General features: G+C 43.3%; 15 protein-coding genes. 10 read left to right on the top strand and 5 right to left on the bottom strand.

Going from position 1 to position 15,084, the window contains the following annotated elements:
- The first annotated feature begins 39 nt into the window (after window positions 1–39).
- On the top strand, window positions 40–1,377 hold the full coding sequence (locus tag AC59GT_RS13225; RefSeq protein WP_497238072.1) for a DUF4270 domain-containing protein: 1,338 nt from the start codon (window positions 40–42) through the stop codon (window positions 1,375–1,377).
- 110 nt (window positions 1,378–1,487) lie between these two features.
- Window positions 1,488–3,323, top strand: a complete 1,836-nt coding sequence (glmS, locus tag AC59GT_RS13220; protein ID WP_497238071.1) for a glutamine--fructose-6-phosphate transaminase (isomerizing) — start codon at window positions 1,488–1,490, stop codon at window positions 3,321–3,323.
- Window positions 3,324–3,561: 238 nt separating this feature from the next.
- Here the strand turns inward: glmS and AC59GT_RS13215 are convergent, their stop codons facing one another.
- Entirely contained in the window at window positions 3,562–5,058 is a 1,497-nt protein-coding gene (locus AC59GT_RS13215; RefSeq protein WP_117383295.1) for a catalase, read from the bottom strand.
- Window positions 5,059–5,148: 90 nt separating this feature from the next.
- Between AC59GT_RS13215 and AC59GT_RS13210 the strand changes: the two genes are divergently transcribed.
- Window positions 5,149–6,084, top strand: coding sequence for a hydrogen peroxide-inducible genes activator (locus tag AC59GT_RS13210; RefSeq protein WP_497238070.1), 936 nt, complete (start codon window positions 5,149–5,151; stop codon window positions 6,082–6,084).
- Between the two features lie 3 nt (window positions 6,085–6,087).
- Here the strand turns inward: AC59GT_RS13210 and AC59GT_RS13205 are convergent, their stop codons facing one another.
- The 3 genes from AC59GT_RS13205 to AC59GT_RS13195 form a co-directional block, all read right to left on the bottom strand.
- Window positions 6,088–6,498 (bottom strand): HIT family protein, encoded by a 411-nt coding sequence (locus tag AC59GT_RS13205; RefSeq protein ID WP_497238069.1) that lies wholly within the window; start codon window positions 6,496–6,498, stop codon window positions 6,088–6,090.
- 65 nt (window positions 6,499–6,563) lie between these two features.
- Window positions 6,564–7,037 carry a transcription elongation factor GreA gene (gene greA, locus AC59GT_RS13200; protein WP_117383301.1) on the bottom strand — a complete coding sequence of 158 codons (474 nt, stop codon included), beginning with the start codon at window positions 7,035–7,037 and terminating at the stop codon, window positions 6,564–6,566.
- A 226-nt stretch (window positions 7,038–7,263) separates the two neighbouring features.
- Window positions 7,264–8,193 carry a 2-hydroxyacid dehydrogenase gene (locus tag AC59GT_RS13195; RefSeq protein WP_497238068.1) on the bottom strand — a complete coding sequence of 310 codons (930 nt, stop codon included), beginning with the start codon at window positions 8,191–8,193 and terminating at the stop codon, window positions 7,264–7,266.
- Between the two features lie 139 nt (window positions 8,194–8,332).
- Here AC59GT_RS13195 and AC59GT_RS13190 point away from each other — a divergent pair, with 139 nt between their 5' ends.
- Window positions 8,333–8,896: a hypothetical protein gene (locus tag AC59GT_RS13190; RefSeq protein ID WP_497238067.1), complete on the top strand. Its 564-nt coding sequence runs from the start codon at window positions 8,333–8,335 to the stop codon at window positions 8,894–8,896.
- Window positions 8,897–8,917: 21 nt separating this feature from the next.
- Here AC59GT_RS13190 and rsmA read toward each other — a convergent pair whose 3' ends face one another.
- Window positions 8,918–9,703 carry a 16S rRNA (adenine(1518)-N(6)/adenine(1519)-N(6))-dimethyltransferase RsmA gene (gene rsmA / locus AC59GT_RS13185; RefSeq protein WP_497238066.1) on the bottom strand — a complete coding sequence of 262 codons (786 nt, stop codon included), beginning with the start codon at window positions 9,701–9,703 and terminating at the stop codon, window positions 8,918–8,920.
- A 186-nt stretch (window positions 9,704–9,889) separates the two neighbouring features.
- Between rsmA and pdxA the strand changes: the two genes are divergently transcribed.
- From pdxA to AC59GT_RS13155, 6 genes are all read left to right on the top strand, one after another.
- The gene (pdxA, locus tag AC59GT_RS13180) at window positions 9,890–10,945 is read left to right on the top strand and encodes a 4-hydroxythreonine-4-phosphate dehydrogenase PdxA (RefSeq protein ID WP_497238065.1); all 1,056 of its coding nucleotides are present in this window, start codon (window positions 9,890–9,892) and stop codon (window positions 10,943–10,945) included.
- A 79-nt stretch (window positions 10,946–11,024) separates the two neighbouring features.
- On the top strand, window positions 11,025–12,209 hold the full coding sequence (locus tag AC59GT_RS13175; protein WP_117383311.1) for a DUF5009 domain-containing protein: 1,185 nt from the start codon (window positions 11,025–11,027) through the stop codon (window positions 12,207–12,209).
- A gap of 138 nt (window positions 12,210–12,347) precedes the next feature.
- A complete protein-coding gene (locus AC59GT_RS13170) occupies window positions 12,348–12,869 on the top strand; it encodes a YceD family protein (protein ID WP_497238064.1) in 522 nt (173 codons plus the stop codon).
- Between the two features lie 15 nt (window positions 12,870–12,884).
- The gene (gene rpmF / locus AC59GT_RS13165) at window positions 12,885–13,076 is read left to right on the top strand and encodes a 50S ribosomal protein L32 (protein WP_117383315.1); all 192 of its coding nucleotides are present in this window, start codon (window positions 12,885–12,887) and stop codon (window positions 13,074–13,076) included.
- Window positions 13,077–13,090: 14 nt separating this feature from the next.
- The gene (gene plsX, locus AC59GT_RS13160) at window positions 13,091–14,029 is read left to right on the top strand and encodes a phosphate acyltransferase PlsX (protein ID WP_117383317.1); all 939 of its coding nucleotides are present in this window, start codon (window positions 13,091–13,093) and stop codon (window positions 14,027–14,029) included.
- 6 nt (window positions 14,030–14,035) lie between these two features.
- On the top strand, window positions 14,036–15,025 hold the full coding sequence (locus AC59GT_RS13155; protein WP_497238063.1) for a beta-ketoacyl-ACP synthase III: 990 nt from the start codon (window positions 14,036–14,038) through the stop codon (window positions 15,023–15,025).
- Window positions 15,026–15,084 lie beyond the last annotated feature (59 nt).

Here is a 15,084-nt window from a genome sequence, read left to right as displayed (position 1 = left end):
AAATTAGGCTTATTAACCCTGTTAATAAGTCTTTTTATTTTGAATAGCTGTAAAAACCAGGATGGTATCGGCTTAGGGGTTGATGAGAACAACCAGCTTAACGGTACCTTATTTGCTGATACAAATATCACCCTTAATACAGTTCCCGAAGATTCTGTTGTTACTAATGGTCTTTTTAGAACTCCACTGTCTTATTTTAAAGATCCGGAGTTTGGTCTTACAGAATCAAACATTGCTGCTCAGCTAAGTTTGCCCGGTGGTTCTGCATATACACTTCCAACAGGTGCACTTACAATTGACTCAGCTATTTTGGTACTCCCATATGCGGCCAATGGCTTTTACGGTGATTCCCTGGCATCTAAGTTTAAGATCAACGTTCATCAGCTGAATGAAAAGTATGTTTCCACTACCTACTATAACAATAAGCAGTGGGATTATAATTCATCTTTATTAGGTACAAAATCGTTTATCGCACGTTCACACGATACGCTGAAAATATTTAACATAGTAAAAGGAGCTAAGGATACGCTGATAAAAGTTGTGCCGCAAGTGCGCATACCTATTGCATCAAGTTTTATTGATAGCTATCTTTTTACCGAAGCTCCTCCGGCATACAGGGCAAGCAACCTTGGTTTTCAGGGTGCTGTTAAAGGTTTATATCTTACGCTGGATAAAACAGGCACTACAGGACCTGGAGGCAATCTTATGTTTACATTAGATTCGGCGAAGATTAACATTTATTATAGAGCTGTAAGCGGAACTACAACAGATACATCTGTTGTTACCTTACCAGTACAAGCCGGTACGCATATGGCCTCAATAAAGCATACTTACAGCGCAAAAGTACAGGCAGCACTTAATAGTACATCAACTGATGGATTGGTGTACTTGCAGGGATTAGCGGGGCTTCGCGCTAAAGTTGCCTTTCCCGAAATTCAAAAAACATTCGCTTCCCTGGGTTCAGACGTTGTGATTAACCGGGCTGAGTTAGTAGTTAGTGCATTGCCCGGTTCTGGAGTGCCTTATGCGCCGGCACCAAGGCTCACCATGTATAAATACGATTTAGCAAAACAACGCGTTCGTCTTCAGGATGCAGCTACAAGTGACCCGCGCGGCGTTAACGGCCCATCGTATTTTGACGGTTTTTACAATAAGAAGAACAACGAATATCACTTTTTAGTGACTGCGTTTGTACAAGATCTTATACGGGGTAAAACAGTAGATTACGGTACGTTTATAGCTCCTGTAAACCCGGTCACAGCAACAACTATCGACATATCGCCTACGGCAACTTACGCCGAGCGTACTGTCACCTCTGGAAAAAAATCTCCTTATCGCATCAAGCTTAATATTATCTACACTAAGATAAACAAATAAGCTTTTTGCAACATAATTAGCAAAGTCAATGTTATGTACTAAATAACATTGACTTTGTTGCGTTATTACGGGGGTAATTATATTGACTATTCACATCTAAACTTAAAAAAATGTGCGGAATTGTTGGTTACATAGGCTTTCGTGATGCTTATCCTATTATTATAAAAGGCCTGCACAGGTTAGAGTACAGGGGTTATGACAGTGCGGGTATTGCTCTTGCAGAAAAGGGGCTGAAAGTTTATAAAAAGGCAGGGAAGGTAAGTGACCTGGAAGATTTCGTTAAAGGAATTACCTTTACTGCTACCGCAGGAATGGGCCACACCCGTTGGGCCACACACGGCCCGCCAAGCGACCGCAACTCACACCCGCACTCATCCGGTGATCGTAAGCTGACTATTATACACAATGGTATTATAGAAAATTACGGGGTTATTAAAGAAGCCCTGTTGGCTAAGGGACATGTTTTTAAAAGCGATACAGATACCGAGGTGTTGATACACCTGGTAGAAGATATACAAAAAAGCACAGGCCTTGACCTAAATGAAGCTGTGCGGCTGGCATTGAACCGGGTGGTTGGCGCTTACGCTATTGTTATAATGAGTGCTGACAAGCCGGATGAGCTAATTGCTGCACGCAAGGGTAGCCCAATGGTAATAGGAGTTGGCAAAGGAGAATACTTTATAGCATCTGATGCAACACCTATAGTTGAGTATACCAAAAACGTCATCTATTTAAATGATAACGAAATAGCTTATATAAAGCGCGATGACCTGCTGATCAAGAACATTGACAATTCGGTACAAACCCCTTATATACAAGAGTTATCTTTAAAGCTGGAAATGCTGGAGAAAGGCGGCTACGATCATTTCATGATGAAGGAGATATATGAGCAGCCGCGATCTATACGTGATTGCCTGCGTGGGCGTATATACCCGGGCAGGGGAGAAGTGCAGCTTGGCGGAATAAAAGAGTATGCCGATAAGTTGAGGAATGTAGACCGCATTATAATTGTGGCCTGCGGTACATCGTGGCATGCCGGACTTGTTGGTGAATACCTGATAGAAGAGTTCGCCCGCGTTCCGGTGGAAGTTGAGTATGCTTCTGAGTTCAGGTACCGTAACCCGATCATCACATCTAAGGACCTGGTTATCGCAATATCGCAATCAGGCGAAACTGCTGATACCATGGCTGCAATTGAACTTGCTAAACAAAGGGGCGCGACTATATTTGGTATTTGTAATGTAGTGGGGGCATCTATACCAAGGCTTACACATGCCGGGGTATACACTCATGCAGGACCAGAAATTGGTGTAGCGTCTACCAAGGCTTTTACCGCGCAGGTGTCGGTATTAACGCTGATGGCTTTTTACATTGCACAGCAACGCGGCACCATTACACGCAACAAGTCCGTAGAGTATCTTACAGAATTAAATGAGATCCCTGACCTGGTGGAGCGCGCACTAAAAGCTAACGATCAGGTGATAGCTATTGCCGAAAGGTTTAAAGATTCTCCAAACTGTTTATTTTTGGGCAGGGGTAGTTCCTTTCCCGTTGCACTAGAGGGCGCTTTAAAGCTCAAGGAGATATCCTACATACATGCGGAAGGTTATCCCGCAGCTGAAATGAAACACGGCCCTATAGCGTTGATTGATGCCGATATGCCCGTGATCTTTATCGCTACAAAGAATTCTTCTTACGAAAAAGTAGTAAGCAACATACAGGAAGTAAAAGCACGTGGCGGCCACGTAATAGCTATTGTGTCCGAAGGCGACACAGACGTAAGGGAAATGGCAGAATACGTGATTGAAATACCGCAAACCAGCGAAACGTTTGTGCCTTTACTTGCCACAATTCCGTTGCAGTTGCTTGCTTATCATATAGCAGTAATGCGTGGCTGTAATGTTGACCAGCCTCGTAATCTTGCAAAATCGGTAACGGTAGAATAGTTAGCCAAAACGGAACGATAGTTGTTTATCTACAGGATAGATAAACTAAACTGTTATGGCTACTAAAACTAAAAAAGACCCATGTTGGTCAGGCTACAAAAAAGAGGGAACAAAAGAGAAGAACGATAAAACGGTTCCAAATTGTGTTAAAACTTCATCTAAAAAGAAAGACTAATTTCTTTTATAACAAAGAGGCCGGAGCATTGCTCCGGCCTCTTTGTTAACGTTTAGTTGCCGCTTAAACCGTAGGCATATGTTTCATGGTTTCCTGCAAGTCTAATTGCAGGCCTTTGGCAATGGCCATACCCAGGTTAATGTCTGCCCTAAACCAATGGCAAAGTTGGCGGTTAGTAATCAGGTCTTTTTTGGGCCCTTCTATGCCGCTCATGGAGTTTACTACATTGGTTATCAGGTCTTGCTTGGCTTTCTCATCCATAAGGCGGTAGAGGTTGCCTGGCTGTGTGTAATGATCATTTTCACCCTCTGCATTGCGGTCATACCAATCTGCTACCTGGTTGCGCAGGTCCCATGCCGGCTCTTTATAGGTTTGATCAGCCTCTATTTCGTCAAAGCTATTTGGGAAGTAATTTGGTGCGGAGCCACCGTTACCATTTACAGCCATTAGGCCATCTCTTTGGTAATTGCTTACTAGATAAGGGCAGCGGTTTACAGGTATCTGCTCGTAATTACCACCTAAACGATAACGATGAGCGTCAGGATAAGACAAAATGCGCCCTTGCAACATCTTGTCAGGGGAGAAACCAACGCCATCTACCACGTGTGCCGGCGCAAAAGCCGCCTGCTCTACATGTGCAAAGTAATTGTCTGGATTTTCGTTCAACTCTAATACACCTACATCAATAAGAGGGTAGTCGCCATGTGGCCATACTTTAGTAAGATCAAACGGGTTAATGTGATATGTACGTGCATCCTCTTCAGGCATTACCTGCACTTTGAGGTTCCATTTTGGAAAGTCGCCATTGTCTATATGTGTAAGCAGGTCGTGCTGCGCAAAATCAGGGTTTTTGCCGCGCATAGCGCCCGCATCTTCATCGGTAAAGTTTTTTATACCCTGTTGGGTTTTAAAATGAAACTTCACCCAAAAGCGTTCGTTTTTGTCATTAATGAACGAAAAAGTGTGGCTGCCAAATCCATCCATGTGGCGGTATCCATACGGCGTACCGCGGTCGCTCATCAGTATAGTTACCTGGTGCAGGCTCTCCGGGTTTAAGGACCAGAAATCCCACATCATTGTTGCGCTTTTGCAATTGGTGTAAGGGTCGCGTTTTTGGGTATGAATGAAGTCACCAAACTTCTTGGGATCTTTTACAAAGAAAACCGGCGTATTATTTCCAACAAGATCCCAGTTGCCATCCTCTGTGTAAAACTTCACAGCAAAACCACGGGGGTCACGTTCGGTGTCAGCTGAACCCTTTTCGCCTCCTACTGTGCTAAACCTCAGGAATACTTTGGTTTGTTTACCAATTGTGTTGAAAACCTTAGCCCTGGTGTATTTAGAAATATCATGCGTGACAGTAAACGTACCGTAAGCGCCCGAACCTTTGGCATGTACAACACGCTCTGGTATGCGTTCTCGGTTAAAGTGCGCCATTTTTTCGTGGAGGATAAAATCCTGCAACAAGATGGGCCCGCGTGGCCCAACGGTCATGGAGTTTTCGTTCTCAGCATAAGGAATTCCTGATGCGCTAGTGAGTTTTTTCTTATTGGTATCCATAAATATTGGTTTGTACATCAAACATCAACAATATAATTCAATAGAAAAAATCAATATTTATTATCTTTGCATAGCAATAATCTATACATAATGACGATAACACAACTGGAGTATATAATAGCAGTAGACACTTACAGGAGCTTTGTTGGAGCAGCAGAAAAGTGCTTTGTTACCCAGCCAACCTTAAGTATGCAGGTGCAAAAGCTTGAGGAAACACTTGGGGTTAAGTTGTTCGATCGCAGTAAGCAGCCGGTAGTACCTACAGAAATTGGTGCGGAAATAATAGCACAGGCACGTGTGTTATTAGCGGAAAGTGAAAAGATCAAAGAGATTATTAGTGACCGGCAGAAGGAACTATCCGGTGAATTAAAGGTTGGCATTATACCTACTGTAGCCCCTTACATATTGCCTAAAATAATTCAGAGCTTTATAGAGAAGTATCCTGCTGTAAAACTGATTGTATGGGAACAAACAACCGAGCAGATTATTCAGCAGCTTAAATTAGGAACGCTGGACTGTGGTATATTGTCTACCCCGTTGCATGAGGGTTCGCTTACCGAAGTGCCGGTGTTCTATGAAAATTTTGTTGCTTACGTATCTAAAAACAGCAAGCTATCTAAGAAAAAACATATTGTGCCTGACGATATTGACATGGAAGAAATGTGGGTGCTCAACGAGGGACATTGCATGCGCGAGCAGGTATTAAACATCTGCCAGCGCCGAAAAGCTACTAAAGGTTATCAGCATTTTGAATATAACACAGGCAGCGTGGAAACATTAAAGCGCATGGTGGACATGAACAATGGGGCAACCATTTTACCGGAACTGGCCCTTGCAGACATGAATGAGAAGCAATGGGACAAGGTTCGTTACTTCAAAAGTCCGGAACCTGCCCGTGAAGTGAGCATTGTAATGCACCGAAACTTTTTAAAACGGCGTATGATAGAGGCATTAAAAAATGAGATACTCAACTTTGTGCCCAAGCGCCTTCGCACCAAAAAGAAAAAGGAGATTATAGATATTTAGTGATTAATCTTCCTGCGTGGCAGATTGTATCGCTATCCTTATCTTATCGGCAGTGGCTTGTAGCTGCTCCGGGGGGAAGGAAAGCTTTGGTCGTGAAAAGTTCATATCATCTACCCGGTTCATCGGGATAAGGTGTATGTGTGCATGAGGTACTTCCAAGCCAATGACGGCTACGCCAACCTTTTTGCATGGGACAGCTTTTTTAAGCCCGGAAGCCACAATTTTAGCAAAGATCTGCAACTCATTATAGATCACATCATCCAGGTCGAAGATGTAATCAACTTCTTGTTTTGGAATAACCAGCACGTGGCCTTCTGCCAGCGGTCTGATATCCAAAAATGCGAGAAAGTCATCCGTCTCTGCAACTTTATAGGCCGGTATCTCGCCTGCAACTATTTTAGAAAAGATGGTCATGAGTTATCGTATAATTCAGTGAGCCGGTTGATAACATCTGTACCTGCCAGCTCACTGATGTATTGTTATCTGCTTATTTCCAGTATTTCAAATTCAATTTTACCGGCAGGAACAGTGATTTCTGTACGCTCTCCAACCTTTTTGCCCAACAAGCCTTTTGCAATAGGAGACGCCACGGAGATTTTGCCCGCTTTCAGATCGGCCTCACTTTCAGACACCAGCTGGTAGCTCATGGTAGCGCCGTTCTTAACGTTCTTGATTTTTACTTTCGACAATGCCAGTACCTTTGATGTGTCAAGCTTAGATTCATCCAGCAGACGTGCATTGGCGAGGGTTTCCTGCATCAAAGCTATTTTTGTTTCGTGCAGCCCTTGCGCTTCTTTCGCAGCATCATATTCGGCATTTTCTGACAAATCTCCCTTGTCGCGTGCTTCAGCAATTGCCTTAGCTATATTGGCACGGCCGGTAGTTTTTAATTGTTGTAATTCTTCTTTTAGTTTCTCTAAACCTTCTTTGGTAAAGTATGATACCTCTGCCATAAAACCCTTATTAAATAAATAAACCTTTGTTGAGGCGCAAAAAAAACCGCCCTACTATTTACAGCAAACAGAAGGGCGAATGGCCTTAAAAAACAAACAAGACTACGTCGGCGGGGCCTGCATAGTCTTGTCTTGTGTTAAACGAAGATAAGAGAATTAAATTTTATTCTCCAAATTTTTGTTTAGGGTTGTCTTTCAATTACAACAGTAAGTCTCAACAACAACATCAAACTTGCATGTCTTTCAGTTTGCGTGCCATTACTTCGCTGATCTTGCGGTAACTGTCAAATGTCCATCCTGCCACATGCGGTGTTAATATCACTTTACCTTGTTGCTTTAGTTCGTCAAACCAGGGCTGCTCTCCAAGAGCCGGAAACTTTTCCACCTCTAAAACATCTAAGCCGGCGCCAAGTACCTTACCCGCTTTAATAGCGTTTAGCACAGCTGTGGTTTTTACCACCTTTCCGCGCGAAGTATTAATCAAAAATATAGGCTTTTTAAAATGAAAGAAATACTCATCGTTTACCAGGCCGTTGGTTTCGGCAGTAAGGGGCACATGGAGGCTTAACACATCACTATGTTTAACAATTTCTTCCATGCTTACTTCGCGCGCATAGCCGTCGCTAAAGCCGGTTTTGTATTTATCATAGGCTATAATGCTTACACCGAAGCCAGATAGTTTTTTAGCAAAACTTTGCCCCATATGGCCATAGCCAATTATACCTACGGTTTTACCTTTAAGTTCATGACCGCGGTTAGATTCACGGCGCCATGCTCCGGCGCGTACTTCGGCATCTGAGGTGTTTATGTTGTTCATCAGCGACAGCAACAAGCCTATGGCATGTTCGCCTACTGCGTCGGAGTTTCCTTCCGGTGCATTTATTAAGGTAATGTTATTGGCTGTTGCATATTCCTCATCGATATTGTCCATGCCCGCTCCTGCGCGGCAGATAAAGCGCAGGTTAGGCGCAAGGTCCATCACTCTTTTATCTACCTGGAACTTTGAACGGATCACCATGCCCTCATAATTGTTAAGTATACCATAAGCTTGATCTGCTTTTATGGTGGGCTGGTAGTCGCAGGTGTATCCCAAAGCTTGTGCTTGTTCTATGAATACGGGATGGATATCGTCTACTATAAGGATGCTCTTTTTCAATGCTTAAGCGTTTGCGCAAAAGTAAATATTTCAGTAAACCAATCATATTGAGCTGAGCCGTACCCTGTCATTTATTCCTCATTTTAAAACTGGCACGTAAATAGCGTGTTTATAAAGGCTGCTTAATGGCTATAGTAAGATGAATCTTCCCTTTAAAAAAACACGTTTCGATATCAAGAAGTATGCAGAAAAACTTTCTCATGATGGCTTTAAGCAGATATTTGACCATATAGACCAGCTAAATATTAAAAAAGGTGTGGACACCATGGGATTGGATAAGTTTATCAACCAGTGCGCATATTTAGCAGCCGGCTCGGGTGCCCTCTCGGGAACCGGTGGTTTTATAACCATGATCGTAGGGATGCCTGTAGACTTTGTGAACCTGATCACCCAGCAATTCCGGGTAACTATGGCTGTCATGTATTATAGCAGAGGACATAGCCGGTTTACTTTTGAAGACTTCATGTCCCTTATAGCTACATCTTTAAAGATAGAGGCCGGTGTATCCGTCACTAAAACGATGATGGAAAAGGTAGCCGAAAAGCTGCTGCTGGCTTTTGGGGTGCGCACAGCGGAAAGACTGGTGCCTGTTGTGGGTGCTGTTATTGGAGGCGCAACCAACTATATATTTGTAAAGCGTATGGCAGACTCCGTTAAGAAGATGCACAATGTGGTTGATACGGAAGTAATAGGGGTTAATTAGACAGCTTAGAGACTAGCAAGGTTAATCTTGCCGGGCCGCCTCTACCTCGTTAGTGAGCTTAACAAAATCAGCAACGCTAAGGCGCTCAGCCCTGAGGTCGAGTGCAGCGTTGTCTGTCATTTTCTCCTTGTTAATAAGAGATGACAGCGCGTTGCGCAATGTCTTACGCCGTTGATTAAATCCGGCCTTGACCACTTGCCAAAATAGCTTTTCGTCGCAACCTAATACTTCCGTTTGGTTTCTTGTGAGCCGGATAACTGCCGACAGTACTTTAGGCGGCGGGTTGAAAACTCCGGCTTTAACGGTGAAAAGATATTCTACCTTGTAATACGCCTGCAGAAATACACTAAGAATGCCATATTCTTTGCTGCCCGGTTTAGCTGCGCAGCGTTCGGCCACTTCCTTTTGAAACATACCTACAACCTCTACAACTTGCTGCCGGTTATCCAATATTTTGAAAAGAATTTGTGACGATATGTTATAGGGAAAATTGCCTGCAACCGCCATCTTATCCTGAAAGAGGCTTTTAAAATTTAGCTCCAGGAAATCTGCATTGATTAGCCTGTTGCCAAGCTGAGGGTATTTTTTTTGAAGGAATTCGTAAGACTCTGTATCTATATCAATCAAAAACACCTCCAGCTCCGGTTTTTGCAGTAGGAAGTCAGAGAGGATGCCCATGCCCGGGCCAACTTCAAGTACCTGGGTGTACCTGCCTTCCGGGCGTAAGCTGTCTACGGTTTTTTGGGCAATGTTCTTGTCGGTCAGGAAGTGCTGCCCTAAATGTTTCTTTGCCCTTACTAGTGTCATTCCTGTAGAATATTTGGGCAAATTAAGGCATATTTGTGCTTTATTAAGGAATTATAAACTTAAAATCTTTTTATTTGCTATTTCAGGTAAGAACATAAAGTTCAAATACCAAAGCAATTACAACCTCCGGCGTTCACTTCAGATACAATGTTGTCATGAGGTAAATACCGGCTCAATTATATTAAAATGAGCGATAGACCTAAAATTGGGATCAGTATAGGCGATGTAAACGGCATTGGGCTGGAGATTATCATAAAAACACTTGCTGACAACAAGATTTATGATTATTGTGCGCCAATTGTATACGGCCACACCAAAGTTGCATCATTTCACCGCAGGATAACGCACGTAAACGAACTAAACTTTAATGTAATTAATGAGGCAGCGCAGGCCCAGTTCAGGCGTGCTAATATGATTAATTGTTGGGAAGAAGATGTACGTATTGAGCCCGGATTGGTAACTGCAGACGGCGGCAAGTACGCTTTACTATCCCTGCAAAAAGCCACAGACGATCTGCTGGCAGGCCACATAGATGGATTGGTAACTGCCCCCATTAACAAAGATAATATCCAAAGCGCAGAATTTAACTTTCCGGGCCATACCGAATATTTGCAACAGCGGGATAATGCGCCTGAATCATTGATGTTTTTAGTTAGCGATACCCTGCGTGTGGGTGTGGTTACCGGCCATATACCCGTTGCTAAAGTTGCCCAAAGTATTACGGCCGAAAAAATTGTAGCTAAGTTAAAACTCATGAACGCCAGCTTGAAAAACGATTTTTGGGTGCGTAAACCTAAAATTGCTGTGCTTGGCCTTAATCCCCATGCCGGCGATAATGGTTTGATCGGTAATGAAGAAAAGGATATTATCATTCCGGCAATTGAAGAAGCGCGGACTCACGACATCCTGGCGTTTGGCCCTTACTCAGCAGACGGTTTTTTTGCTAACGGAACTTACATGCAGTTTGATGCTGTGTTGGCCATGTACCACGATCAGGGTTTGATACCTTTTAAACAGATAGCCTTCGAAACGGGCGTAAACTATACTGCCGGGTTAAGTTTCGTACGGACCTCGCCCGACCATGGTACAGCATATGACATCGCCGGCAAAAACCAGGCATCAGAGGTGTCCTTCCGAGAAGCTTTATTTGCAGCAATACACGTGATTAAGCACCGCCGTGAAACGGTTGAGCTTAATCAGAATCCGCTTCAATTCAGCAAACTAAGCCGTGATCGCGATTAAACGGCACTAAAATGATACTGTTTTGGTAAAATTAACGTTTACTTAAAACATTTATCTCTAAAATTCATTTGCCTGTTTGATGACGAAGTTAGTTGACCGTATCAGGTCGATCGATGCATTTCGTGCGGTCACCATGTTCCTGATGATTTTTGTGAATGACCTTGACGGGATACCTGGTACACCCGAATGGTTAAAACATGCAGGAATTAACGATGATGCATTGGGTTTAGCCGATACCATTTTTCCTGCTTTTCTGTTTATCGTAGGTTTATCAATACCTTACGCTTTTGAAAACCGTATACGGAAAGATGATGCTAAAATACCCCTTCGTATACTAACCCGGACGTTTGCACTGGTATTTATAGGGTTCTTTCACGCCAACATGGAGACCTATGACGAAGCAAATGCGGTGCTTCCCAGGCCGGTTTGGGACAGCCTGGCAACCTTCAGCTTCTTCTTCATTTTTATAGACTACAGCAAAAGCACATCGCTTATCAAGCGCTATATAAGCCAGGGTTTGGGTATTGCTTTGCTGATAGCAGTTTGTGCTGTATACAAAAGTAATGATCCCGGGCACCCCTGGTTGCACCTTACATGGTGGGGTATTTTAGGGCTCATCGGCTGGGCATATGGTGTGTGCGCTTTTATTTATTACTATTCTAACGGAGTGTTGTGGGTGCAGGCAGCGGCATGGCTTTTCTTTATGTTTTTTAATATTGATGTGCACTTTGGGTTGCTTAACTTTTTAGCACCGGTGCAAAAGTATGTATGGCTATCTGGCAACGGCGCAATGCAGGCTTTTACCATGGCTGGTATTTTCGTGTCAGTGCTGTACATCAGGCTTAACAAAACCGGAGAACTTAAATTACTTTGGGTTGGAATGTTTCTTATCTCCGTGATTTTATTCAACCTTGGGTTTATAGTAAGGTATTTTAGCGGAGGTATTTCCAAGCTTAGGGATACGCCGTCATGGACATTAATATGTACAGGTATAAGCCTGGTGATATATGCTGTATTTGTTTTAATAGTTGATGTTGGCAAGAAGTATAATCTTTTTAAAATAATTGAACCAGCCGGAACAAGTACTTTCACCTGTTACTTGCTTCCATTTCTGTTTTATCCACTCTACCAGATGACGGATTTTAATTATCCGCAGTATATGGATCAGGGCACTGGCGGCCTAATCCGGTCGCTGTTGTTTGCCTTTGTGGTAGTGCAATTGGCAGGCTTGCTCGAGAGGGTAAACGTTAAGCTTAAAATTTAACTGAGACATCTTCCTTAGCGTTAGCCTGACACTATTAGCTAATCTACCGGAGCAGTGTTAATAACCCATTTTTCATTTAAAAAAAACACTTTCCCGTTTTAAGTATTTTTCCTACATTTGCGGGCTAATTATTGCTCATTGAAATCGCTAAAGACATATGCAATTCCTTTTACCGGCCTTAAGCTGGGTAAGCATGTTTTTGAATATGACGTCAAGGATGATTTTTTCCAGGAGTTTGAATATTCGCTGGTAAAAAAAGCTGATCTGAAGTGCGTGGTTGAACTGGAAAAGCAGGAAACCATGATTATGCTGGATTTTGACATTGAGGGAACTATAGGTGTTACTTGCGACAAGTGCCTTTCTGACTTTCCGCAGCCGCTGAAAGTTCAGGAGCAGCAGATAGCCCGGTTTTCTGATGAAGAAGTTGCTGAAGATGATGAAATAATTACGCTCGGCAAAAATGATCATGAGATTAATGTTGCCGGGTTGATATATGAATATGTAACCGTTGCGGTGCCGTTTATTAATACTTGCGGCGATGAAGGCAACACACCATATTGTGATAAAGATATGCTTGATAAGCTTGCAAAGCTGTCGGCAAATGACGAACAAACAGAGCAGGCCGACCCGAGATGGGAAGCGCTCAAAAAATTTAAATAACTAAAATACAGGATCATGCCACATCCAAAAAGGAAATTCTCCAAATCAAGAAGAGATAAACGCAGAACGCATTACAAAGCTGACGCACCTTCTTTAACTACCTGCCAAACTACCGGTGCTGTACACTTGCCTCACCGTGCTTATACTGTTGATGGTAACGTTTACTTCAACGGAAAAATTCTTATCGAGAAAGCAGTAGCAGTTTAAGTTAGTTTTCTGAAATGAAGATCGGCTTAGACATAATGGGCGGCGACTACGCCCCCAAAGCAGCTGTTTTGGGAGCAATTGAAGCGCATAAAACGCTTGCAGCCGACCAAACGCTAGTGCTGATAGGTGATAAGGAAGTCGCGCTTACTCTTCTGAAGGAAAATAATTATAGCGCCGACAACTTTGAGTTTGTACATACAACCGAAGTTATTGGCATGGGCGAACACCCTACTAAAGCTATCATGCAAAAGCCGGATTCCAGCATTGCTGTTGGTTTTCGTATGCTGAAGGAGGGAAGCCTGCAGGCATTCTCTTCTGCCGGTAACACCGGTGCTATGCTGGTGGGGTCAATGTTCAGCGTTAAAACTATACCGGGTGTAATACGCCCTGCGATGACAGCAATTGTACCCAAACTGAAAGGCGGTTTGGGTATTTTGTTGGATGTAGGTGCCAATGCCGATTGCAAGCCCGATGTGCTTTTACAATTTGGCGTATTGGGCAGCCTCCTTGCAGAGTCTATTTACAATATACCTAACCCTAAGGTTGCGCTCATGAACATTGGGGAGGAAGAAGAAAAAGGCAACTTACTAAGCCTGGCTACCTACCCTTTAATGCGCGACACTAAGCTTTTTAATTTTGTAGGCAACGTAGAGGGCAGGGATCTGTTTAGTGATAGCAATGATGTAGTTGTTTGCGACGGGTTTACTGGTAATGTGATACTTAAGCTTGCCGAAACTTTTTACGTTATTACATTAAAAAAACAGTTTAAGGACGAGTTTTTTGCTCGGTTTAACTATGAGCAATACGGTGGAAGCCCTATATTGGGCATAAATGCGCCGGTTGTGGTAGGCCATGGTATATCAAATCCCGAAGCTATCAAGAACATGGTACTGCTGTCCAAGAACATGATTGAGACCAAACTCATCGAAAAAATCAAACAGGCTTTTCAGTAAGAATATATGAGTAAAATTCATGCCGCTATTACTGCAGTAAATGGTTACGTGCCCGAGTACGTGCTCACGAACCAGGAACTGGAAACTATGGTTGATACCAACGATGAGTGGATCACCAGCCGAACCGGCATAAAAGAAAGAAGGTTACTGAAAGGCGAAGGCCTGGGTACTTCTGACATGGCGGTACCCGCAGTAGAAGGCCTTCTTAAAAAACGCGGTATATCTGCCGAAGAAATAGACCTTATAATATTTTGCACAACCACGCCAGATTTACCTTTCCCGGCAACGGCTAACATACTTGCACATAAAATAGGCGCTAAAAATGCCTGGGGTTATGACTTGCAAGCGGCCTGTTCAGGATTTATTTTTGGTTTGGCTACTGGTGCGCAGTTTATAGAAAGCGGTAAGCATCAGAAAGTATTGGTTGTTGGCGGCGATAAAATGTCCTCTATCATCAACTACGAAGATCGTGCTACATGCATCATATTTGGCGACGGTTGTGGCTGCGCTTTGCTGGAACCTAATACCGACGGATATGGCGTTATGGATTCAGTGCTAAAAAGTGATGGTTCTGGCTCGCAGTTGCTTTACCAGAAAGCCGGCGGCTCTGTAAGGCCTGCATCGCATGCAACTGTTGATGCAAAAGAGCATTACGCATATCAGGAAGGTCAGGCAGTTTTCAAGTTTGCGGTCACTAACATGGCAGACGTTGCTGCCGAAGTAATGGAAAGAAATAATCTTACTGCAGACGACATTGCATGGCTTGTACCGCACCAGGCAAACAAGCGCATTATAGATGCTACGGCTAACCGTACCGGAGTAACCGCTGATAAAGTGATTATAAATATAGAACGCTACGGCAATACAACCAATGGTACTATACCATTGTGCCTTTGGGAATGGGAAAGTAAATTTAAAAAAGGCGACAACCTTATACTTGCTGCATTTGGCGGCGGCTTTACCTGGGGTTCTATTTATTTGAAGTGGGCCTATTAAGCCACTTACTTGCTTTTTAATGATGGCAGGATCATCATTAATTTTGTAAACTGCTGATA

The organism is Mucilaginibacter sp. 320_HR (assembly GCF_059691875.1).
The sequence above is the reverse complement of the archived record's forward strand: the minus strand, read 5'-3'. Positions and strand labels throughout refer to the sequence as shown.